23 protein-coding genes are annotated in these 23,264 nt (G+C 47.3%); 6 read left to right on the forward strand and 17 right to left on the reverse strand.

What is annotated here, in order from left to right; all coding sequences use genetic code 11:
• The first annotated feature begins 197 nt into the window (after window positions 1–197).
• The 5 genes from VLX91_00005 (at window position 198) to VLX91_00025 (ending at window position 4,357) form a co-directional block, all read left to right on the forward strand.
• Window positions 198–1,178 (forward strand): glycosyltransferase family 9 protein, encoded by a 981-nt coding sequence (locus tag VLX91_00005; protein HUI28565.1) that lies wholly within the window; start codon window positions 198–200, stop codon window positions 1,176–1,178.
• Entirely contained in the window at window positions 1,175–2,023 is an 849-nt protein-coding gene (locus VLX91_00010) for a DUF3108 domain-containing protein (protein HUI28566.1), read from the forward strand. The genes VLX91_00005 and VLX91_00010 overlap by 4 nt, the downstream gene beginning before the upstream one ends.
• Window positions 2,024–2,025: 2 nt before the next feature.
• Window positions 2,026–2,952: a type II CAAX endopeptidase family protein gene (locus VLX91_00015; protein ID HUI28567.1), complete on the forward strand. Its 927-nt coding sequence runs from the start codon at window positions 2,026–2,028 to the stop codon at window positions 2,950–2,952.
• Between the two features lie 83 nt (window positions 2,953–3,035).
• Window positions 3,036–3,521 (forward strand): B-box zinc finger protein, encoded by a 486-nt coding sequence (locus VLX91_00020; GenBank protein HUI28568.1) that lies wholly within the window; start codon window positions 3,036–3,038, stop codon window positions 3,519–3,521.
• Window positions 3,521–4,357, forward strand: coding sequence for a phosphatidate cytidylyltransferase (locus VLX91_00025; GenBank protein HUI28569.1), 837 nt, complete (start codon window positions 3,521–3,523; stop codon window positions 4,355–4,357). The genes VLX91_00020 and VLX91_00025 overlap by 1 nt, the downstream gene beginning before the upstream one ends.
• 56 nt (window positions 4,358–4,413) lie before the next feature.
• Here the strand turns inward: VLX91_00025 and priA are convergent, their stop codons facing one another.
• The 13 genes from priA to VLX91_00090 form a co-directional block, all read right to left on the reverse strand.
• Window positions 4,414–6,894 (reverse strand): primosomal protein N', encoded by a 2,481-nt coding sequence (priA, locus tag VLX91_00030; protein ID HUI28570.1) that lies wholly within the window; start codon window positions 6,892–6,894, stop codon window positions 4,414–4,416.
• Window positions 6,895–6,896: 2 nt separating this feature from the next.
• Window positions 6,897–8,138: a nickel pincer cofactor biosynthesis protein LarC gene (gene larC, locus VLX91_00035; protein HUI28571.1), complete on the reverse strand. Its 1,242-nt coding sequence runs from the start codon at window positions 8,136–8,138 to the stop codon at window positions 6,897–6,899.
• Between the two features lie 99 nt (window positions 8,139–8,237).
• Complete coding sequence (locus tag VLX91_00040) at window positions 8,238–9,236, reverse strand: NAD(P)H-dependent glycerol-3-phosphate dehydrogenase (protein HUI28572.1); 999 nt, start codon at window positions 9,234–9,236, stop codon at window positions 8,238–8,240.
• Window positions 9,233–9,949: a glycerol-3-phosphate 1-O-acyltransferase PlsY gene (gene plsY, locus VLX91_00045; GenBank protein ID HUI28573.1), complete on the reverse strand. Its 717-nt coding sequence runs from the start codon at window positions 9,947–9,949 to the stop codon at window positions 9,233–9,235. The genes VLX91_00040 and plsY overlap by 4 nt, the downstream gene beginning before the upstream one ends.
• A 91-nt stretch (window positions 9,950–10,040) precedes the next feature.
• Entirely contained in the window at window positions 10,041–10,505 is a 465-nt protein-coding gene (locus VLX91_00050; protein HUI28574.1) for a pyridoxamine 5'-phosphate oxidase family protein, read from the reverse strand.
• Window positions 10,502–11,698, reverse strand: coding sequence for a hemolysin family protein (locus VLX91_00055; protein HUI28575.1), 1,197 nt, complete (start codon window positions 11,696–11,698; stop codon window positions 10,502–10,504). The genes VLX91_00050 and VLX91_00055 overlap by 4 nt, the downstream gene beginning before the upstream one ends.
• Before the next feature lie 31 nt (window positions 11,699–11,729).
• On the reverse strand, window positions 11,730–12,137 hold the full coding sequence (locus VLX91_00060; protein HUI28576.1) for a VanZ family protein: 408 nt from the start codon (window positions 12,135–12,137) through the stop codon (window positions 11,730–11,732).
• Window positions 12,115–13,695: an NAD(P)H-hydrate dehydratase gene (locus VLX91_00065; GenBank protein HUI28577.1), complete on the reverse strand. Its 1,581-nt coding sequence runs from the start codon at window positions 13,693–13,695 to the stop codon at window positions 12,115–12,117. Before VLX91_00065 ends, VLX91_00060 begins: the two co-directional genes overlap by 23 nt.
• Window positions 13,696–13,746: 51 nt before the next feature.
• A complete protein-coding gene (locus tag VLX91_00070) occupies window positions 13,747–15,192 on the reverse strand; it encodes an NADH-quinone oxidoreductase subunit N (protein ID HUI28578.1) in 1,446 nt (481 codons plus the stop codon).
• A 144-nt stretch (window positions 15,193–15,336) separates the two neighbouring features.
• Complete coding sequence (locus VLX91_00075; GenBank protein HUI28579.1) at window positions 15,337–16,866, reverse strand: NADH-quinone oxidoreductase subunit M; 1,530 nt, start codon at window positions 16,864–16,866, stop codon at window positions 15,337–15,339.
• A gap of 13 nt (window positions 16,867–16,879) precedes the next feature.
• Window positions 16,880–18,832 (reverse strand): NADH-quinone oxidoreductase subunit L, encoded by a 1,953-nt coding sequence (nuoL, locus tag VLX91_00080; protein HUI28580.1) that lies wholly within the window; start codon window positions 18,830–18,832, stop codon window positions 16,880–16,882.
• Window positions 18,833–18,863: 31 nt separating this feature from the next.
• On the reverse strand, window positions 18,864–19,166 hold the full coding sequence (nuoK, locus tag VLX91_00085; protein HUI28581.1) for an NADH-quinone oxidoreductase subunit NuoK: 303 nt from the start codon (window positions 19,164–19,166) through the stop codon (window positions 18,864–18,866).
• A gap of 8 nt (window positions 19,167–19,174) precedes the next feature.
• The gene (locus tag VLX91_00090; GenBank protein ID HUI28582.1) at window positions 19,175–19,681 is read right to left on the reverse strand and encodes an NADH-quinone oxidoreductase subunit J; all 507 of its coding nucleotides are present in this window, start codon (window positions 19,679–19,681) and stop codon (window positions 19,175–19,177) included.
• Between the two features lie 217 nt (window positions 19,682–19,898).
• Here VLX91_00090 and VLX91_00095 point away from each other — a divergent pair, with 217 nt between their 5' ends.
• Window positions 19,899–20,471, forward strand: coding sequence for a DUF1579 family protein (locus VLX91_00095; protein HUI28583.1), 573 nt, complete (start codon window positions 19,899–19,901; stop codon window positions 20,469–20,471).
• Window positions 20,472–20,549: 78 nt separating this feature from the next.
• Here the strand turns inward: VLX91_00095 and VLX91_00100 are convergent, their stop codons facing one another.
• The 4 genes from VLX91_00100 to VLX91_00115 form a co-directional block, all read right to left on the reverse strand.
• Complete coding sequence (locus VLX91_00100) at window positions 20,550–20,969, reverse strand: DUF3788 family protein (GenBank protein HUI28584.1); 420 nt, start codon at window positions 20,967–20,969, stop codon at window positions 20,550–20,552.
• A gap of 80 nt (window positions 20,970–21,049) precedes the next feature.
• Window positions 21,050–21,952 carry a DUF3108 domain-containing protein gene (locus VLX91_00105; GenBank protein HUI28585.1) on the reverse strand — a complete coding sequence of 301 codons (903 nt, stop codon included), beginning with the start codon at window positions 21,950–21,952 and terminating at the stop codon, window positions 21,050–21,052.
• 101 nt (window positions 21,953–22,053) lie between these two features.
• Window positions 22,054–22,440, reverse strand: coding sequence for a VOC family protein (locus VLX91_00110; GenBank protein ID HUI28586.1), 387 nt, complete (start codon window positions 22,438–22,440; stop codon window positions 22,054–22,056).
• 28 nt (window positions 22,441–22,468) lie between these two features.
• Window positions 22,469–23,104: a YdeI/OmpD-associated family protein gene (locus tag VLX91_00115; GenBank protein ID HUI28587.1), complete on the reverse strand. Its 636-nt coding sequence runs from the start codon at window positions 23,102–23,104 to the stop codon at window positions 22,469–22,471.
• Window positions 23,105–23,264 lie beyond the last annotated feature (160 nt).

A 23,264-nucleotide genomic window follows, 5' to 3' on the forward strand; every position in this document is an offset into this window, starting at 1 on the left:
CGCAAGGAAGCGAACCTCAATCAGTAGATCAAGAATCTTGAATTGGCAAAGATACAACGATTTCCAGCTTCGCTCGGTAGATGTCCAAAATTCGATACGGATATCCTTAATCAGAGGATGACAGCAAATCTACATTTAAAGTCCCGTGTTGCGATTTAGAATTTTTTCTCTCCCCTGCAAAATCTATATTATCTGAGATGTCCCATAATCTTGGAAAGGTCATAGTCTCACGAACTGATCATATCGGAGATGTTGTTCTCGCTCTGCCGGTTTTTGCGTCGCTGAAGAAGTGTTTCCCTGAAAGGCGTGCGATAGCGCTCGTCAGTAACTATACCGCTGATGTGGTTCGTTCTTCCCCGTTCGTCGACGATGTGATAACTTACGATCCGAATGAATCGATCTTCTTAACGTGGAAGAAATTAAAGAAGATTGAAGCGAACGCAATAGTGATTCTCTTCCCAAGATTTAAAATTGCCGCAGCAAGTTTTCTCGCGGGCATCCCAGTTCGTATCGGCACTGCTTACCGTTTGTATTCATTTCTGCTGAACAGAAGAATCCGTGAACACAGGAAATATTCCGTAAAAAGTGAGTCCGAGTATAATCTGACTCTCGTAGAAGTTTTAGGATGCAAAGAAAAAATCTTTGACACGACTTTGAATATTAATGAGGCTGCTTTAGATAGTATCGATGTCTTTCTTGGTAAGAACTGTCTGACAAAGTTTATAGTGGTTCACCCCGGCAGTGGAGGTTCTGCATTTGAATGGGGACCCGACAATTTTCGCGGAATAGTCAAAACAATTACAAACGACCTCGGGTTGAACGTGGTCGTGACCGGAACGGTGCAAGAGAATTTATTGTGCAAAAATATATCCGAGGGAATCGGAAACGCAATAAACACAGCAGGTCGCTTCTCAATGCTGGAATTCATCGCCCTTTTGTCAAAAGCTGAGCTGTTCATTTCAAATTCTACCGGGCCGCTCCATCTTGCCGCAGCCGTCGGTACTCCCCTGATAGGGATTTATCCAAACGGCAAACCCATGGCACCGGTCAGATGGATGCCGCTGACTGATAAAAAAATAATCTTGGTCCCCAAAGACGGTTCGAACAATTTATCTCTAATTCCTGTCGGCGAAGTAACGGAAGCCGTCCGTAAGCTCATGAATATTGAACCAAGATGAAGAGGTGCTTGTCGTTTTCTCTCGTCGTCATCTTGATTCCGGGACTTTTCCTGACAATTTCAGATCCCGGTTACAAGGGTGTTTCGCCGAGCCCCGATACGCTGTCGAACATATCCGAAAATCCGGATGATACTTTTCGGATTCTCTCCAATACCGCGTTCGCTGCCGGGGAAAAACTTGATTATGACATCTCTTACGGCCCGATAGTCGCCGGAAGCGCGACAATCCTGACATCGTCGTACGAATCATACAATAACCGCAAGTGTTATAAGGTTGAATTCACAATGCGCTCCGCAAAGTTCTTCGATATTTTTTTCAAAGTCAGGGATACCTACTCATCCATCATAGATGCGGAGGGACTTTTCCCCTGGAAATTTGAGCAGCACCAAAAAGAGGGTGGCTACAAAAAAGACTTCGAAGCATGGTTTGACCAGGGAAATCATGTGGCGAAGACAAGCGAAGGCGGCCCGTACAGCATACCTCCGTACACCCAGGACGCAGTGAGCACATTTTTTTATGCGAGGACTCTTAATTACGATACGATGCAGGTCGGGCAGAAGGTCCACTTCACAAATTTTTATCAAGACAAGGTTTATCCACTGGATGTAGAATACTTAGGACTGCAGGACGTGGAAACGAAAGCCGGAAAGTTTCATTGCCAGATGATCGAGCCTGTCATAGTAAAAGGTGGCTTGTTCAGGAACACCGGCAAAATAGTCGTCTGGATTACCAACGATTCACTTAAGGTTCCGGTGAAAGTTCAAACTCAGGTCACGATTGGTTCCGTGGTCGCCGAACTAGTGGGCTACAGCGGGTTAGACGGAGTAATGACTTCAAAGTTTTAGAAATGAATTTCGCTGAACAGCCTCTATCCCAGCCCGCTGAATCTGATGGCACGAAATACAAACCCGTTGCGTTTGCATTAATCTCTCTGTTAGTAGTATTCTTCCTATATCAAATAGTTGGTGGCGGGATCGTTCTTTATCTCTTTGGAAACTTCACGGTCGGCAAAGAAACATTGCCGCTGCAGCTTGCCATGATGCTCGCGGAAATTCTGTTTATTTTGATCCCAACTTTCTTTCTCGCAAAGCTCCAGACAAAAACTTGGGGACGCTTTCTCCGGCTCCGCAAGACCGACCTGTACTACATCGGACTTGCGGTAATCGGAGTTATAGCCTTGCAGCAGCTCTTAGAAATCTATCTCTACTTACAGGACCTAATACCACTGCCTCACCAGATCAAACATTTAATTGACCAGTTCCAAAAGACGATCGAAGAAACATACAAAGTTCTCTTGACTGCACGTTCGCCTGTGGAATTCTCTTTTGTGGTCCTGGCGGTCGCGGTAACGCCTGCAATTTGCGAAGAAACTCTTTTCCGCGGATTGGTACAGTCAAATTTCGAGTTGAAAATGTCTAAAACAAAAGCAATAATATGGACTGGAGTAATTTTCGGCGCGTACCATCTCAATCCGTTTGATTTCGTCGCATTATGCGTTCTTGGAATCTACCTGAGCTACCTCGTATCCGTAAGCGGAAGCATTATAGTCCCGGTGGTCGCCCATTTCACAAACAATTTCGTTTCTACGCTAATTTTATATAAATTTAATAAGGAGAGTGTAATAGCCCCGGCGGATCAAAAGCTCGGAGCTGGATATATCATTGCATGGTCATTAGTTCTTTTCCTAATTTTTGTGGCAACGACAACATCGATGGTTAACTACAGCAAATCGCGGTCCTTGCCCGGCGAAAATGGGTCCGGCGGATCGGGATAGGAGGCAAAAGCAATCTATTCGAATTGTGGATATGCTCGCACGGATGATTTCTCAGATCATTTGCAGTGCACAAAGGAACCGGCATGGCACCAGTAGAGCGATGCAGTAACTGCGGGGCCGAATTAGACACCGACGTTTTCTTGTACTGCAAGAATTGTGGAGCATTAAACAACAAACGAGCCTCGGACCAAGGGATCGTTTGTGACACACATATAGATAACCGCGCAATCGGTTTCTGCGTCGTGTGCGGACATGCAGTATGCGAAGAATGCGCCGAAAACATCGGCAACAAAATCCTCTGCAGCGATCTGGAGCATCGCGAATATCTGGAAAAATGGAAAGTGCTCCACACGTTCGACTTTGAATATGAAGCTGCGATGCTATATGCAAACCTTGAGCAGCGCGGCATCGAGACGATAGTTTTTTCAAAGGTAAATCCTGATACCACCGAGGCCATGGTACGTCCTACTCTTGTCGAAGTACTTGTACATTCGCAAAAGTACGAGAGTGCAATAGAAATCAGAAAATTACTCGGCCTCTCCGACGAGAACGAGGAGAATGATTCATAATGTCAAACCTGACTACCCGTGTCCTTGTAGCCGTAATAGCTATTCCCCTGATCGTCGCCGCTTCTTATCTCGGCGGGACTTATTTCTTTTTGTTCACCACCGCATTGATTGTCATCTCAACAAACGAATTTTATTCTCTCGCTAAAAAGAAAAATCTCGAACCATTGGCGCCGTTAGGGATAATACTGGCCGGGGTTGTGAATGCAATTGCTTACGCCTTTGGATTGGGTCTTGCGGTGGAGTTCATGGTCCTGATGATCGCTATAGTCCTGCTATATGAATTATCAAGAAAGAGAACCGATGGAGTGAAAGGAACATTCGAGAACGTCGGGAGCACTCTTACCGGGATTTTCTACATCGGATTCTTTGGAGCGATATTAACTACAATCCGACAGCGATACGGAATAGAGAACGTTTTTCCTGACGACAGGGACGCGGGACTCTACGTAATCACAATCTTTGCTACCATCTGGATTTGTGACTCTGCAGCCTACTTCGTCGGGAAGTCGGCAGGAAAACATAAGATGAGTAAGTTCGTGAGCCCGAACAAAACATGGGAAGGCGCAATCGCCGGGTTTGTCTTTGCGACAGCGACGCCAGCTGCCGCGCATTTCTCAGTGCTGCGCCACCTCGACATGAGGCTTGCTTTGGGAACCGGCATCATTGTCGGCATACTGGGACAAGCCGGTGATTTTGTCGAATCGCTTTTCAAAAGAGACGCCGGCGCAAAAGATTCTTCGGAGATGATTCCCGGGCACGGCGGCGTCCTCGATAGATTCGACAGTCTCCTCTTCTCGGCTCCGTTCATTTACCTGATGTTGAAGCATTTCCAATGAAAGGGTTAACCTACAAAGGTTCGGAACGATTCGGCTAACTACGGGCATTCATGCATTTACATCGTGGTTGCCGGATCGACGTCGGCAAAGAAACTTACCCAGTTGCCGTAATTTCTTTTTAGATCGAAATCTATCTCGTCGAGAACTCTTTCCAATCTTTCCGTGGCTCTGTCAAGCTGCTTGCTCATCTTTATGACAATTTGAAATCTGAATTTGCCGAGAAGCCTTCCGATCATCGCCGGCGCAGGACCCAGAACCGCTATCACCGGAAGTTCCTTTCTAATTTTTCTTGCGGCTTTTTCCGCCGCATCGCCGGTCTTGGGCATATCCTTCCCTCTGAACTCTAGTACTACCATCCGCGAAAATGGAGGGTAGCTTAGCTCCCGGCGGACTTCAATTTCTTTTTGATAAAATCCCAAATAATCGTGCGAGCCTACAAACCGCAGAACATCATCTTTGCTGTTCGAGACCTGAATTATGACTTCACCTTCCTTCTCGCGTCTCCCTGCTCTTCCGGAGACTTGTGTCAGGAGCTGAAACGTTCGTTCGTTCGATCTGAAATCAGGCATGAGCATGGTGGAGTCCGCGGAAACAACTCCGACGAGCGTCACCCGCGGAAAATCGAGCCCCTTCGCAACCAGCTGCGTCCCGACGAGGATGTCCGCTTCTCCGCTGCCGAACTCGGACAGGATTCTGTCGTGCGCTCCGCGTGGCGAAGTCGTGTCTAGGTCCATACGCAATATTTTTGCTTCCGGGAAAAGTGCGCTCATTTCTTCTTCTACTTTCTGGGTGCCCGTTCCGCCGTAAATGAGCTTGTCGCTTGCGCATTTAGGACATCGTACCGGCGGCTCCTTGACAAAGCCGCAGTAGTGGCATCTCAGATGTTTTCTTCTCTTATGAAATGTGAGAGCAACATCGCAATTCGGACACATTTCAGTCGCGCCGCATTCGCTGCACTGCAGGTACGTGAAAAACCCACGGCGATTTCTGAGTATGATAATTCCTTCCCTTTTTGAAAGCCTATCGTCAATTTTCGACTTCAGCTCATCGCAAAAGCTGCCGAAGACCAACTTATTTCTTCTCTTTTCTTTCATGTCGACAATCTCGATCTTCGGCATCCTTGCATTGTCAATCCTGTCTGGAAGATTAAGCAGTTTGTATTTCCCGCTCGACGAATTGTAAAATGATTCCACCGATGGAGTAGCGCTGCCGAGGAGCGCAACCGCTTTGTTTATCGAGCAGCGCATCACGGCAACATCGCGGGCATTATACCGAGGACTCGTGTCGCTCTGTTTATAGCTCGATTCATGCTCCTCATCCACCACGATCAGTCCAAGATCTCTTACCGGAGCAAACACCGCACTGCGCGCCCCGATAACAACTTTCGCTTCTCCTCTTTCGATTCTGCGCCATGAATCGTACCGCTCTCCGAGAGACATGCGGCTATGCAGCACAGCAATGGTCTCACCGAAACGCTGTTCAAACCTTGCAACAATTTGCGGCGTGAGGGAAATCTCCGGCACAAGCACAATGGCGCTTTTCCCCTGCTTCATCGCGAGATCGATTGATTCAATGTAGACCTGCGTCTTTCCGCTTCCAGTGACCCCATGAAGCAAAAATGCGGCATAGTTGTTTCCACATACCTCCTGCGATATTTCGTTTATCACATCTCTCTGATTCTGGGTCAGGTCGAATTCCTTTTCAGCCTCACGGTAATTGAATTCAGGTTTCCTATAGCTCTCTTTGCCGTAAAGCTCGATGATCCCTTTTTCACACAAAGCCAGGAGTGAACTCATGCTTCCTTTCGATTGTGCGAGGAGCTCGGAAACGCTTACTCCGCCTTCTGAAATTCTTATCAAGTGAGTGAGCTTGAGCAAAATCTCAGATTGCTTCGTCGCGCGCTTGTCGAGTTCGTTTAAAACTACCTTTAATTTTTCCGGTGACTCATATCCTCCCTTGAACTGTACATAATTTTCGTATTTGATCGAGACACGAGGATCCGTGATTTTTTCCACCAATTCCACTATTCCATCCGTTTTCATCTTTCCCAGATGATATCTCAGACCGCTCGCCCCAACTTTTTTCCTAATTTGTTTCACCGTTAACTCTCTCGGGGTTGAAAGTGCCTGCAGAATCTTTTTCCGAGTCTCGTTTTTCTCAGTCGCACTCGTTTTCAGAAGTCTAACTACCTGCGCACTCTCGATCGATGTGCCAGTTGGAGTTGCAGTCTTCAGCGCTTCGCCCCACGAGCTCAAATAGTAATCAGAAATCCAGCGCGTAAGCCGGAGAATATCTTCCGAAAAGGCCGGTTGATCATCCATAACATCATGGATCAATTTTATATCGGCAAGTTCGGAATGAGTGGAGAGCCCTACAACTACGCCAGTTAGGTATTTTCTTCTGAACGGCGCGACTACTCTCACGCCGACCTTTGCAGCGTCGGCGAGTTCACCGGATATTTCGTAAGTGAACTCCCGATGCACGGGAATTGGAAATGCGACATCGCAATACGTTCTTCCCGCCGACAGTGCCTTCAATTTCACTCCCTATTCAGTTCAGCGTTAAGCCTCTGCATTACTTCCGCCAGCGGAATATTTTTTGATTCGGAAATTCTCTTGCATTCCTCGAACTCGGCGGAGATTCTCTTCTTACCGTTGATGTTGCTTTCTTTCACCTGAACATCGCCGAAGCTCGTTTTGACCGTTTTCACTTCTCTGTGGACCTTCATTCTGCGTATGTTCCTAATACGAAGACCAAGCGTCGTCGTTTGTGAAAAAATCTCCGCCGCAATTCTATCCAAAAGGGTTTCTGGAATCAGGACCGACAGCATGAAACCGGGTCTTCCCTTTTTCATTATCACCGGCGTTACGAAGGCGTCGGTCGCCCCCAGACTTAGAACTTTTTCAATTACAAAGGGAATTACCTGCGGATTGATATCATCCACATTGGTTTCGACCAGGACTCCATGGTCCTCTTCGAGCTCGGATTTCAATTGCCCTATGATGAGCCTCAGAAGATTTGGAAGGCTTCCCAGCTCCCTCGTGCCAGATCCGTAACCTATCTTCTCGATTTCGATCGGTCGGTCTTTCAACACTCCGTTCGAGAGTGCAGAAACAATCGCAGCACCGGTCGGCGTAGTCAGTTCAAAAGGGATGTCGTTGAAGATGACGGGATAATCTTTCAGAATTTCAATCGCTGCAGGAGCGGGAACCGGCAACACACCGTGCCGAGCATCAATATAGCCGCCCGAGCCAAGGCGGATCGGCGAAGTATATATCGATTCTACGCCCGTGATCTCGATGCATATTGCCGCTCCGACAATATCAACTATCGAATCTGCTGCACCGACCTCATGAAAATGAATCTTGTCAACGGTGGTATCATGTATTTTTGCTTCCGCCTCGGCAAGTTTTGAGAAGACCGCCAGAGATTTAGATTTTACAAAATCAGAAAGACCGGAATTCTCAATTAGATGCTTTATTTCGAGGTAACTTTTCCCGTGCTCATGGTCTCCATGATGCTTGGAATGTTTATGGGAATTTTCGTGAAGGCTCGGCCCCAAATCGTCCACTTTTTCCACCCTACCGGAGACAACTACATCGACCTTTGTCGCAGTGATTCCGTTCCTGACAACCTTCTCTGCACGCAGTTCAACATTCCCGATGTTTAATCTTGCTATTTCACTTCTTAATCTGTTCACATCGACGCCGGAGGAAACAAAAGCTCCCAGAACCATATCACCCGCGATCCCGGCGAACGTATCAAAATATGCGATTCTCATTTTCTCTCCTTTAGCAGGCACGAAGAAAAAACAGAATTACGAACTCAGAAATCAGGCATGAACGATCGGCTTTGCGGCTTTGCATCTTTGTCCGGTCTCTCAATATTCGTCCTTTCCCGGCCTCGTCATAAGTTCGCGCACTGCTTTTTGCGGATCCTTTCCTTCGAAAAGGACCTTGTACACCTGTTCCATGATAGGCATCTCGACATCATATCTTTCCGCAAGCTTATGCGCGGCTTTCGCTGTGGGCACACCTTCGGCAACCATCTTTATCTCATCCAGCACGTCATCTAACTTTCTCCCAGCGGCAACCTGTTCGCCGACAAATCGATTTCTGCTGTAACGGCTCATGCATGTGACGATCAAATCGCCCATCCCTGCGAGACCCGAAAAAGTCTTGTGATGAGCACCAAGCGTTTCTCCCAATCTCGTAATCTCGACCATCCCGCGTGTCATCAACGCGGCTTTCGTATTATCGCCGTATCCTGCACCATCACTCATGCCTGCCGCCAGCGCGATGACATTCTTCAGCGCACCACACAACTCGACACCTTTCACATCGCGATTCAAATAGACCCTGAAATACGCATTCATAAAGATTTTTTGGACCTGTTCAGCGCTTCTCCGATGGTGGGAGGCCGCAACTATCGCCGTCGGCATCCTGCGGCTCACTTCTTCGGCATGGCTGGGTCCCGATAGGACGGCGTAATTTTCCGCCGGGCATTTGTTCAGTGTGGATTGCACAACCTCGGACATCGTGCAAAAAGTCGTGGCTTCGATTCCTTTTGCCGTGTTTATGAAAATCTTTTTTCGGAAATCCATATCAGAAATGTTCTCGAGTTGTTGGCGCAGAAACTGCGAAGGTATGGATGCTACAACCACTTCCGCCCCGGCAGCAGCCTTTTCTATGTCCGAAGTTATTTCAATTTCCTTCGGAATCGACACACCGTGCAGGTAAGTCGTGTTTTCTCTCGTCGAGGAAAGTAATTTCGCGTAATCCTCCATGTACGCCCACAGTGTAACCGCTAATCCGTTGTCATGAAGAAGAATTGACAGTGCCGTTCCCCAGCCGCCGGCACCAAGAACAGTAACTCTCATTTACCCAAATTTGTTGGAGACCCCGGCTGCGGATGATGAGATTTAGCTCTGTAAAAAAATCTTAGTTTCTCGAGACGATGTTCTCTTCCGTGCAGCAAACGACTTATGTTAGCACGATGATTGTAAATCAAAAATCCTGAGATAGCGATGCTGAAGAAAATCATGGAGTGATAATATTTGGTAGCCACGTCGAACACGTTTGCCCTGACAAACATCGCAAGTGGAAAAGCAACGGCGGCACTGACCGATCCGAGCGAAACGTACCTTGAACTGGCGACCACTACGGCAAAGACGCCGGCGGCGATCGCAACTTCGATCGGAGCAATACCGACCAGCATTCCTCCGGCTGTGGCTATTCCTTTTCCTCCTTTGAATCCAGCAAAGACCGTCCACGTATGGCCGAGGATTGCACTGATTCCAGCTATAATCTGCACCACCGTAAAATCCGAAAATGGAGTTGCATTGTCGAGCGGGAAATTTCCGTAAAACAATCGCGAGAGAACTACTGCGGCCAGAAAACCTTTCATTGCATCAAACAAGATCACGAAAACTCCCGGTCCCCAGCCAATCACCCGAATTACATTCGTGCCACCGGCATTCCCACTTCCATAATTTCGGATGTCGATCCCTTTGAGGGCTTTGGTAATAATGATACTTGTTGGAACCGAGCCCAACAAATAGCTCAAAAGCACCACTATGATAAGTGAAAACATCGATACTCCTTAAACAAACTAAAGTAGCTCTATGATGCTTGAAATGCAATGGAGGAAAATCTAAATGAACCGATGTGTCACGACAGAGCGTCTACCAGATCCCGGATTGTTTGCCCGTTAACGACTCTATTCTTAATTTCAGCAAAACGGCCTTGGCCAGCGCCGATTCATCATAAACAAGCGCAAACTCTGCACCATATTTCCTCATCAAGGCGTCGAAACCGTTCTTTTTTGATTCAATATCATCGTCTATCACGATCGTCCCTTTTCCCATAACCGAACGATATCTTGTCCCCCATTTACACGGTATTTCTCCTCTGATTGTCTCGCTTGGATACTCTATTTCAAAAGCCGCTTTAGGATTTCTTTTCAAAATTTCTATTTTCCTTCCTTCAGAGGCAGAATGGATATAGATATATCCGTCAACAAATGCATAATTGACGGGGACAATATATGCCTCACTATTATCTACAAGACCAAGCCGGCATATCTGGGAGTTGATTAGAATATCTTGCAGGAGATTGGGATCGGTTATCTCTTTATCGGTTCTTCTCATCTCATGGTCAGTTTCACCGTTTCCAGTTTTCTTCCGTCGCTCTTGAGAATTTGAAATTCGAGATCGTTCATTTGAATCCTTTCCCCTTGCATCGGAATCCTCCCCGCATGAGAAACTACCAAACCGGAAATGGTGGTAAAATCCCCTTTAGGAAATTTCAAATTGAGAATTTTCTCCGCTTCCGATATCGAAGTATTCCCATGCAACAAGAATTGTCTGCTGCTTATTTGTTTAATATCTTCTTCCGTTGTCCATATCGCAACATCACCCAGAAATATCTCCATGATGTCGGAGGATGTCACAAGTCCCGCGGTTCCGCCGAATTCGTCGATGACGATCGCGGAGTAAACTCTCTCCGCCCTGAATTCCTCGAGCACGTCGAGCACCGAAATGCTTTCCGGGACGAAAATCACATCGCTTACCAGATGTTCGATCGTATCGACATTTTTGAAAATGTGCTTTGCATGGACAACGCCTACAATATTGTCGATCGACGAATCGTAAATTATGACCTTTGTTTTCCCGGTTTTTTCGAACAGCTCGCGTAGTTTGTCAATCTCCGTGCGAATATCTACCGCAATAAGTTGCGTTCTCGGCACGCAAAAATTTCTCACGGGCAGGTTCGCATTGACAAGCAATCTTCTGATGATGTCCGATTCTATTTTATCGAGATATCCGCTTGAAACGCTTTCTCCAAGAAAGCGATACACGTCGCGTTTCTGGAAAATTGCTGTCCTTTCCGGCGAGCGGAGCACGACGCGGACGATGAACTTCGAGAAATCTGCAGTGAAGTTCACCAAAGGGTTCGCAATAAAGTAAAACGCTCTCACAAACGGAAGGATAAGTTGAGCGGTTGTCTCAGGACTTTCGAGCGCCAAACTCTTCGGGATCAGCTCGCCAAAAATAAACCCAGTCAAAGTAGTTAAGGGAAGAAGAACCGACGCTCCTACTCCCAGTCCCTCGTGAAAAAAAATCTCCGACACAGATGAGAAGGTAGTTATCGCCAACGAACTGGCGACAACCACGGTAGCGAAGAAAAGCTCATTCTGTTTGAGAAAAAAGAACACCGAATTTGCTTCAAATCCAGAGCCGCTATTAACTGTCAAGGCGACCTTGTCGGCGGCAACGAACGACGTCTCGGCGGCAGAGAAAATCGCTACCAGCACCAGGGAAAAAATTATTGTGAGAATCATTTCAGGTCAACGCGAGACAACACAAGGGAGTTCACGGATGCCGCAAGTCCCGGATTTTTTTTATGATCGCTATCCCAACCAAAACTATAAGCGCAGCTGACAAATCTATTAGAAGATCCTTCAATTCTTCGGTGCGCCCGGGTACAAAGGACTGATGATATTCATCGCTCATGCCGTATACTCCGACGACCAGAAAGGCAAAAATGAAAACTACGATGTGGCCGAATTTCCCAAGGCGAAGATAGTAGTGATCCAGTGCTCTATAACAAAGATAATACAGTATCCCATACAAGGTCGCGTGAGCAATTAAATGCGCATAGGGAAACTCAATCTTTGCAAGTGTTGAACCCGGAATTGAAGAAAGCGTGAATATAAATGCCATCCAAATCAACACAGGCAGGAGAAATGCAACGAAGTCAGGATATTTTTTCAAATTCAACAATATCTCCATCCTGTATTTTCTTGAAAGCCGCGGGCAGACTCTCAATGACATCCGTCGCCATGAGTGAATACATTCCCTTGGATTCGAGCGCGATATCGCCAGCCACACTGTGGATATAAACCCCCGCAATGGCCGCATCCAGCGGCTCTAATTTCTGTCCGACTAAGGCAGCAATAATTCCTGTGAGGACATCTCCCATTCCCGCGGTGGCCATTCCGGGATTTCCATGAACATTGACGAAGACTCTTTCATCTTTTGAGGCGATCACGGTCGGCGAGCCCTTCAAAACAAGAGTAACCTGTCGTTCTTTCGCATACCGGCGGGCAACCTCAATTCTGTTCTTGGCAATTTCCTGAGGAGAGAGCCTGCTCAGCTGACTGAATTCTCCGTGGTGAGGGGTCATGATTATGTCTGTATGAGTCTCCATCAGTATCTCCGGCTGGTCGGCAATTGCATCCAACGCATCGGCATCTATCACAGTTTTACCGGTATGACTTCGAAGAAGCTTGACTAGAAGCTGGGAAGTTTCTTGATTCCTCGAAAGGCCTGGACCGACGACCAGCACGTCTGCCCACTGAAGGTTTTTCTGAATCTGAAGCAACACTGCGAGTGAAAGACTTCCGTCTCTGGTTTGAGGAAGCGGAAGTGTCATCACCTCAGTCAGCTTCGATTCGAAAATTTGATTTAACTCAGATGGTACTCCGAGCACCACCGAACCGGCACCGGCACGCATCGCGGCTTGACCAACCATTACTCCGGCTCCCGTCATGCCGACGGATCCTACAAGTCCGAAAATCTTGCCGACGGCATGCTTGTAGGTTTCCGCCTTTCGCAAGGGGAGCAAATTTCTGACATCGCTGCACTCTATGACATAAGTGTTGGCCTTCTCGAGCGTTACGAGTGTGGACGGCATACCGATGTCGAGCACGTAGACTTTTCCGGAATTGTCCTTTCCTTCATTCATGATCAAGCCGCGCTTGACGTACGCCATGGTCGCCGTAGCCGTGGCCGCTGCAGCAGACGTGTAGATCGCACCATTGCTGGAATTGATTCCGCTTGGGACATCGACCGCGAGAATGGGTATAAGCGTCTTAGTCATGAGCTCAATTGCTTTTTGCGCCTCATCCTTCGGTTCACCGGATAGTCCGGTACCGAGTACCGCATCGATAACGAGATCGAATTCATTCAAATAAATTACGCTGCTTTCAAATTCATAAATTTCGATTTTTGAACGATCAAACGGAGACAGCCTCAATTTGTCCAGAAAAGTCCTCGCATCACCGGTAATTTCGTCGGTTTTACCCGCAACATATACTTTAACCGCCGCTCCCTTCTGCGCAAGATAATATGAAGCACCGAATCCATCACCGCCATTATTGCCCGTGCCGCAAAGGACCGCAATCTTTTTCCCCTGAAGATCTCCAAGCATCCTCGCTGCCACTTCAGCCACCCCGAGGCTTGCTTTGTTCATCAGTGACTCGCTGGTGACCTTTCCATCTTCAACAGCTTCACTGTCACACATTCTCATTTCATCTGCTGTTAACAACTGTTCCATGTTATGCTCCCTCGCAAGAAAAATTGTGCGAACCTAAGCTCGCCATACATATTAAAATAATTTCTCAGTAAATGCCACCACGTAGGCAGGTGCAATGCCCAACCCGATGACCGATAACGCAGCGATAATCAAAGCCGTCACCGCCAACTTTGACACCGGAGCGCGACCGGCTGCTTCCGGCAAATCCTCTCCGGAACGAGTCCGTTCTGAGAAGTACATATTAACCACAACATTAATATAAAAGTATACGGAAACGACACTCGCTAAAACACCGACCACCGCCAGCCATGTCATGTTTGCAGTCACAGCTGAGGCAAACAAATAGTATTTTCCGAAGAAACCTGCAAAAGGTGGAATGCCTGCAAGTGAAAACATGAACAGCGCCATAAGTGCAGAAATAAATGGATGATTCGAGCAAAGACCAGCATAGTCGGAAATCGCCAAATACTTTCCTTCCTTGTTTTCAAGAATCGAAACGACCCCGAACGCGCCGATCTGCATAAAAGTGTAAGCAAGCATGTAATACAGAACTCCTGTTCTCCCGATCTCATTTGCCGAAGCGATACCGACCAGCGCATAACCGGCGTGGGCTATGCTGGAGTAAGCAAGCATTCGCTTAATATTCTGCTGGACAAGAGCAACGATGTTGCCCAGTACCATGGTCGCCGCGGCCAGATAAGCAATCACCAATCGGATCTCCCATGAAGGGTGGACCGAATAATTGAAGACGACGACCAATGCTGAAAACGCCGCCGCTTTGCTCCCGGTCGACATGAAGCCGGATACCGTGGTCGGAGACCCTTCGTAGACATCAGGTACCCACATGTGAAACGGCACGGCCGAGATTTTAAAACTCAGCCCTATCAGAATTAAAGCAGCGCCGATCCAGAGAATCGGATTATTCTGGATGGATGCAAACTTGTCTAGAATCGCCGCGAGATTCGTCGTACCGCTCGCGCCGTACACAAGTGAAATTCCGAAGAGGAAAAAACCCGTCGCAAATGCGCCGAGCAAGAAATATTTCAAGGATGCTTCGTTTGATTTCGCATCTCTTCGAATAAATCCGGCTAAGACATAGAGACTGATCGACATCAATTCGAGTCCGATAAATAAGACCATTAAATCCCGTGCGCTGGCCATAAGCATCATGCCGACAGTTGCAAATATTATCAAAGCATAATACTCACCAAAATGGATCCCCTCACGTTCAAGATAAGACTTTGAGAGAAGCACGCTCAAGATTGCGCTCACTACAAAAACCATTTCAAAAAAAGCCGGGAATTTTCCAGTGAATACGGAGCCGTTGAATGCGGCGCCCGGAGCAAAGTATGTGTTAGCGGTCAACAACCCGGATATCACCAAGCCGAGAATTGTCACCCAATACAAAGCATCGGCAGATTTTTTGAACGATACGTCAATAATGAGCACCAGCAAAGAAAGACCGCTCAGGAAAATTATCGGACTGACGGAAATCACGTCGTTGTAATTAAAAGCCATTGCAATCTCCGGACATTAATTCATGCTTAGTTCTTCTCGGGCTATTCATTGATGAAGCTTTTGAGTTCAGGCTTGATATTAAAGAATAAGACACCATGGATGGAGTTAGGCACAAATCCATCGCTCGATATTCATCCGCATAATTTACCATTGCGACGCCGCCAGGCCGCCGACCTTTGCTTTTATCAACGTATCCACCAAAGCTTTCACGGCCGGTTCGCTTTTGGATAGGAAAGTGTTGGGATGAACTCCAATCCAAACGACAAAAATTACCATCGCGGCAAGCACCGCGATTTCATGGTAATGCAAATCGATCATCTTTTCATTCTCCGGCTTTTCAACGGTAGCGAAAAATACGCGCTGGTACATCCATAATAAATAAACTGCTGCGAGTATTACTCCGCCGGTAGCGGCTATCGCATAGGCGCTGCTTCCAAGAAATTCGCTCTTGAACGATCCCACGAGAATGAGAAACTCACCGACGAAACCATTCAGCCCAGGCAAACCCACCGAGCCAAGCATCGCGATCATGAAAAACGTTGAAAGAATCGGAACAACTCTTGCAATTCCTCCGAAATCACTTATCAGCCTCGTGTGCCTCCTGTCGTAAAGCATTCCGACCAATAAGAATAACATCCCTGTTGTGAGGCCATGATTGATCATTTGAATTACGGAACCCTGAACTGATTCAACTGTGATTGCAAAAATTCCGAGCACGACGAATCCAAGATGCGCGACGGACGAATATGCGACCAACTTCTTCAAATCTTTCTGAACCATGGAGACAAGTGCGCCGTAAACGATTCCGATAATCGCAAGTATTGCCAGCAGCGGAAGAAATTTGAATGCAGCCTGAGGAAAAAGCGGCAGAGAGAATCTTAAGAAGCCGTAAGTCCCCATTTTCAACAAGACGCCGGCAAGAAGAACGCTTCCCGCCATAGGAGCTTCGGTGTGCGCGTCGGGAAGCCACGTGTGGAGCGGAAATATGGGGACCTTGATCGCAAAGCTCAGTGTAAAAGCGAGAAACATCCACACCTGTATCGCGATTGGAATTGCCGGACCGACCTGATAAAGGGTCACAAGATTTGTCGTGAACCTTCCGCCAGGGAGCGTTCCGGCATAATACCCAAGCCAGATTATTGCGACCAACATCAGTAAGCTCCCGAACATCGTATAAATAAAAAACTTTACGGCTGCGTAAATTTTTCTTTCGTGCCCCCAGATTCCTATTATGAAGTACATCGGGATAAGCATCGCCTCCCAGAAAATATAGAATAAGAATAGATCGAGCGACGAGAAAACGCCCAACATGCCGGCCTCCAGCAAAAGGACAAAAAAGTTAAAGGCCTTGATGCGTGTCGTTATCGAATTCCAGGACGCGATCAGCGATATCAATGTCAGGAACGTGGTTAAAACGATGAGCAGCAGTGAAATGCCGTCGATACCGAGATGATACGATGCATCCAGGCTGTATATCCATGGCACATATTCGACGAATTGAAAGCCCGGTTTCGCGGCGTCAAAGCTGAGATAAAGAAATATCGAAAATGCAAAAGTCACAGCGGCAAAAAGGACGGAAATACTCTTCACGAGAGTCTTGGTGCGAATCAAAAGAAGCACCACCGCTCCAACCAGCGGTGTAAAAACTACGTATGATAATAAGTTCTCAGTCATCGGTTGTCAGTTGTCAGTGAGCATATATGAGGAATCCGATAATTATGATTATGCCGATTACGAATATGAGCGCGTAGTTCTGAACAAAGCCGGTTTGAACTCTGCGCAGTATTTTCCCGAAAAACCCGACAATTCTTCCTACACCGTTCACGGTGCCGTCGATTACGATCTCATCCAGCCCGCGCCGCAAATACCTGTCGCTCACAAAAACAAGCGGCCGTACCACGATTGCCTGAAAGATTTCATCGATATAATATTTGTTCAAGAGGATTTCGTAAAAGTCGCCGACAGATCTGCGGAGTTTAGCGGAAAGTTCCGGTCTCTTTCTATAAGCGGCATAAGCAAGGTAAATTCCCCCTATGCACAGCAAAACCGAAACTATCATCAACATATACTCCGTCGAGGCATCGGTGAAAAAGACCGACGACATCTTGGCTTGAGCATTTTCGAACGCCGGTTCTAAAAACTTGTCGAAGTTCTCGCCTCCGCCGAGTACGGACGGAATCCCAATCCAGCCGCCAACTACCGAGAGAACACCGAGCACCCAGAGCGGAACAAGCATTGTCGCACGTGCATCATGGACATGCAGGTGGTGGACATCGAAACGCGGTTTCCCTTCAAAAGTCATAATAAATAATCTGAATATGTAGAAAGCGGTAAGGAATGCCGTGATCGCACCGATCACCCAAAGGACGGGCGAACTTGCAAAAGCATAAGAGAGAATCTCATCCTTGCTGAAAAAACCCGCGAGAGGAGGGATGCCGGAAATCGCGAGACTTGCCAGCAGGAAAGTCTTATATGTACCCGGCATGAACGTTTTTAAGCCGCCCATGTTGCGTAAATCCTGCTCTTCGTGCAGAGCGTGAATGATGGCGCCCGCTCCGAGAAACAAGAGTGCTTTGAAAAATGCGTGCGTCATAAGATGGAACAGCCCTGCCCCGAACGCGCCCACTCCAACCGCAAGAAACATGTAACCGAGCTGACTGATCGTCGAATAGGCCAAAACTTTTTTTATATCGTTCTGAACAAGTCCCATGCTCGCAGCATAAATCGCCGTAACGGCACCAACAATTGCCACGATAAGCATTGCGGTCGGAGCGAGCGCATATAGGACAGCGCTTCTCGCTATCATGTAGACACCTGCGGTGACCATAGTCGCCGCGTGAATCAGGGCCGAAACAGGAGTCGGGCCTGCCATGGCGTCGGGAAGCCAGATGTAAAGTGGAATCTGGGCGCTCTTCCCCGTCGCCCCGATGAAAAACAGGACCGCAATCCACGTTACGGCGGCGTCTCCGGTCGTGAATCGCGAGGCGGCGGCGCCAAATACCGTATCAAAATTAAATGAGCCGAAGTCTGCAAACACAAGAAACATCCCGATGAGAAATGCGAAATCACCGATACGATTGACTATGAAGGCCTTCATCCCAGCATCACCTGTCCATGTTATGCCGACACCTTCGAACTTCTTATCATACCAGAATCCGATAAGCAAGTAAGAGCAGAGACCGACGCCTTCCCACCCGAGGAACATCAAGAGATAATTGTCGGCAAGAACCAGGTTCAGCATCGCGAATACAAAAAGATTCAGGTAGGCAAAGAACCTGAACACACCTCTGTCCCCCTGCATGTAGCCGATCGAGTAAATGTGTATGAAGAAGCTCACGCCTGTGACAACAAGGAGCATCACAATCGAAATCTGATCGACTAAATACGAAACTCCTACCGTTAATCCCCCGGTAGAAATCCAGTCGTAAATATCGTACACGTGCCTGCGCTGGTCGTCCGGCTGACCCAGCATGTTCGAGAAAATCAAGATTGCACAAATGAAGGAGAGACCGATCGTTGCACTGCCGATAACGCCGACGACCTTTTCGCCAAGTTTTTTTTGGATGAAACTTCCGAAGAGTCCGTTAATCAAAACACCGATGATCGGGGATGCCATTACGCAGATGATCAGATTTTGCATGAATTATCCTTGAGCAGGATGTCCGACGGCTCTACCATTTCAGAACGTTCACTTCGTCTATGTTCACGGTTAATTTATTGCGGAAGAGGGCGATAATGATTGCCAACCCGACTGCAGACTCCGCCGCCGCAACTGCGATCACGAAGAAGACAAGTATCTGTCCGGCCGGATCGCCGGAATAAGCAGAGAATGCTATCAAAGACAGATTGACCGAATTAAGCATCAGTTCGACAGACATGAAAATCACGATCGCGTTTCGGAGAGTGAGAACCCCAACGACCCCGATTGTAAAGAGGACCGTGCTTAGACCGATATAATAGCCCAGTGGTACCATTTGTCCTTCTATTCAAACTTTTTCTTTGCCAACAGAATCGCTCCAACAATGGCGGCAAGCAATAGGATTGAAGTCATCTCGAATGGAAAAAGATAACTGCTGAACAAAACCTTGCCGATTGATTCGACTGTTCCCATCGATTCGGATTTAGGCGATATTTCCGAAGTCGACGCAAAATTCGTCACGAAGTAAAGCATCTCGATGAGCATTGCAATTCCCAAAAGTGCGGCGACCGACTTCCCCGAAGTCAATTTCCACTTGAGAAGTTTATCGTCCCCAAGATTGAGCAGCATTATCACAAAAAGAAACAGTACCATGATAGCACCGGCGTAGACCGTTATTTGTATGATCGCGATAAATTGTGCTCGAAGGAGGAGATAGAGGCAAGCGATGACAAAGAAGTTAAAAACAAGATAAAGTGCACTTGTTACGGGATTTCGGCGGGTTATCATCAGAATGGCGGAGGCAACAGCAGCCACAGCAAGAACAAGAAAAACAACAAACTCAAGATTCAACCGTTAACCTCTATCTGCATTTTCAGGGTAGAAAAAATATAGGACAGGAGGGGAAAATATTCAACGATCATAAACTCAAAATTCGGGAACCAAAAGCACGGATCGAAAGTCGAGTCTAAACAGCCTTAGCATTCGCTTTCGAATCATTATTTTGCCTTCTGAGCTTTGACTTTTGACACCGTCGACATATATTCTCAGACAAAATTGAGGAGGAGCAATGAAAACGATCGTTCCATCCGTTAGAAACAAATTCGTTTTTACGATAGTTGCGGTTTTAATAATCTCGGGAAAACCTTTTGCACAGATGGCGAAACCAACCTTCGGCCCGGAACTGGCAAGGTTGTCCTTCGTGACCGGCCATTTTAACACTCAGATTCGCTTGATGATGGGCAACAATACGGCTAACGGTACCGGCACAAATGAAGCTTACTGGGGACTGGATTCCATGTTCGTATTTTATTCTTCAGAAGAGACAGTCGCTGCGCTGGGATCATACAAAGGATTCGGCATATTGGGATATGATTCTCAAAATGGACGCTATGTTCTTTCTATGTTCAACAACTACGGCGATAGTCCCGTGTACAAAGGAAATTTTGTCGGAGATACTCTTACGATGACATCGAAAATTGAGACCCCGCAAGGACCATTTGATCAAAAGTTGAAGTGGTTCAATGATGGTAACAACGTGAGACTTCTCATCTTCAACGACTTTGGACAGGGATACACTCTGATTGTTGACCAGACGGCAGTACCTTCGCCAAAAAGCAAGAATGGAGATCAGAGAAGGTAGTCGAGCTGAAGATTCGCGGCAAAGTTCGGTTTCAAACTAGACCCTGCCAATTTACCAAGCCTTTGGCTGCTCGCCACTTCATGCTTTGAGCATTTTTATAGACAAGAGTTCTTTGTAAGCGTCCAGGTCATTCTTCGACTTGACCACGACCCTTACAGCGCGGAATTTCTCTCCGGCAGTTTTTAAATATTGATCCTTCAACTCCTTCGGGATTTTGCTTTTGAGGACGTCGCGCTCCAACTTGGAATTCAAGTAGAAAGACGTTCGAAAAGAGCCGTCGTGCACCGAAAGCCAAAAAAGTGTTTTCTTCTTTCTCGACACGTTGAGCAGCCAGGTTTTCCCATCGTTGTAGTATCTCCACCTCTCGACAAAGTCCGGGTGATTGGCGTGGTTGAATTCAAACAAGGATGTGAAAGCCGGTTTTGCTTTTCCCAAATGAGCGGAAAGTACTTCTTCGGTTGGAAAAATTTTAGGATCTGAAAGAACGGGTTTTTCCATAATGCCTCCTATTTGCTCATGTAAGTCCAACGACTCGTGGTCAAGTCGGATGTCACAGGGCACGTGGGGAAATACTAGTCCTATTCACTGGAGGTTGACCTCGGCGGTGTCCAATTGTCCCTCTTGACTTCCTTGAGCTGAACGACGACGCTTCCTATCAAAACTTTCACGTTAGCTTTCAAAGGAAGGGCGGAAGAATCTGCTACCATCCAGCCGACAACGTCTCCGCTGATACCGAAAGTCCCCGTGAAGTTAACACGACCCGAAAGACGATAGGAATCGAGTGGAAAATCGAAGGCAGTTACGTCGCATGGCTCCCTCCTCTCGTTAATCGTCAGGCTCACTGTGGATCTAACTGTATCGTCAATGATCGGCACATCGAGCTTCATCTCTTCTCCATTGGCACGGCGGCACACATTTCGCAGAAAGTAAATGAAGCTCACACCATTGGTGTAACTCGTGTCCATCTGCATGTCTATTTCTTTGATCAATTTATCGCCCCGCGATTGGGCCCATTCAATTTTCTTCCTGTCAAGCTGAAAATTCGTTGTCGTGTTGACCCGGATGTCTCCATCCTTTTGCGTTCGCAAATTAAACAAGCAGAAGAGAGTTTTCGCGTCGGCATACGTATCGTAGACGGCATGAAAATTTACAAACGGAACTCCGCTGTACGAATCTATATATGCGCGAAGCCGGTAAACCGACACACTGTCGTACTCACCGTTTCCGAGTACCTGGAATTTCACCGACCCGATCTTGAAGAAAAGATAACCAGCCTCGAAAGTCATCTCTTCGTTTACCTGCATCACTGAACTTGAATCGGTGGAATTCCAGCCCGCGGATTGCAGGTTCTTTGTCACGAGATTGAAGAAATTAATCGCATAGACGGAATTCAACGCCAATGCTGAGACCATCAAAGCAAATACGCCGACTGCAGAAATCCATACCGCCTTCTTGCAAGCCGCTTTGCGTCTGACGTCCATCTTCTAATCTAACAGGATTTACACGGATAGACAATTGATCCAGCAGAGAAATTTGCCAGTGCACTCGACTCGTCATGGAGCAGGAGTGACGACAGCGCTGCCTACTCTACTTTCGTGGCGATCCACCATGTCGTACCCCCTGCGTCTTTCACAGCTCCACGCTTATTTTCATCGCCTCTTTTCACCGGCTCCTGAACTGAAATCGCACCAGCTCGCAGTGCGCGTTCGTATGTCACATCCACATCTTCAACGTATATATGAACCTGGGAAGGGACGGGCGGCCAACCTTCCCCGCCATCAGTCATCATGATCACACTATCGCCGACGCGCACCTCAGCGTGCATAAGCTTTCCGTCAGGGCCGGGAACTTGACGCAGACTGACCGCATCGAAGACTTTCACGAGGAATTCAATCGTGCGCGCTGCTCCGTCTAACACTAAATATGGCGAGACTGTGTTGTAGCCTTTCGGCTTGTAAGGTGTATTCATTTTGCTCCTCTACTATCTCATTCCTTTTTCATTTCTTCATATACTTCCAGTTCCTTGCTTTGCCTTCGGCCATCCACTCGATTGCCGTACCAAGTCTCTTCTTCCTAGTTTCCTCGGTCTTAGCCTCGACGACCCATTCAACGTAGTCTCTTTTATTTGACTCGGTGAAGTTCCTGTAAGTCTCAAGTGCCTTCTTGTTCTTTCTAAGCGCAGCCATGAAATATGGAGGCGCTTTCAATTGAGCTTTTGGTCTTGCCTTGTTCGACGGCGCTTTCACGCCTTCTTCATTCAACTTCATGGCTTTCTTGATGTAGCCTATCAGGATACTCTCCGAAGGCAAGTCGGAAATTTCCTTAATCCTGCCGAAGCTTCCCATCGCCTCTTCTCCAGCCTCAGCATATTTATCGCCGAATATCAGCTTCCCCTTCCAGAAACCGAACGAGCAATGCTCCTTGAAGGCAGCCATGTTGCACATCATTCCGTCGTAGAGAAAAAATGGCATTCCCCACTTGACTGCCTCTTCAACTTCAGGACAGGCGGCGTGGACAACTTTCCTGATGTGATCCAATATCGGTTTGGCAAAATCCGCCGACCTTTCTATATAGGCATCGATTTGGTGATTAAAACTTTTTGGGAATGAATGCTGGAGATTTGTTTTCGCCATTTGCTACCTCGCTCGATTGAATTGCTCAATCGAATTTATTTAATAAAGAATTAATTACCAACAAGCCGGAACCGACTCAAGTGCTTATCGTTTCATCCGAGAATATATGTAGAACGACGTCGTTCCTCTCTCACTCCCTTAGTATTGGCAGGCACCCGCG

This window comes from Candidatus Acidiferrales bacterium (assembly GCA_035515795.1).
Lineage (GTDB): Bacteria > Bacteroidota > Ignavibacteria > Kryptoniales > JAKASW01 > JAKASW01.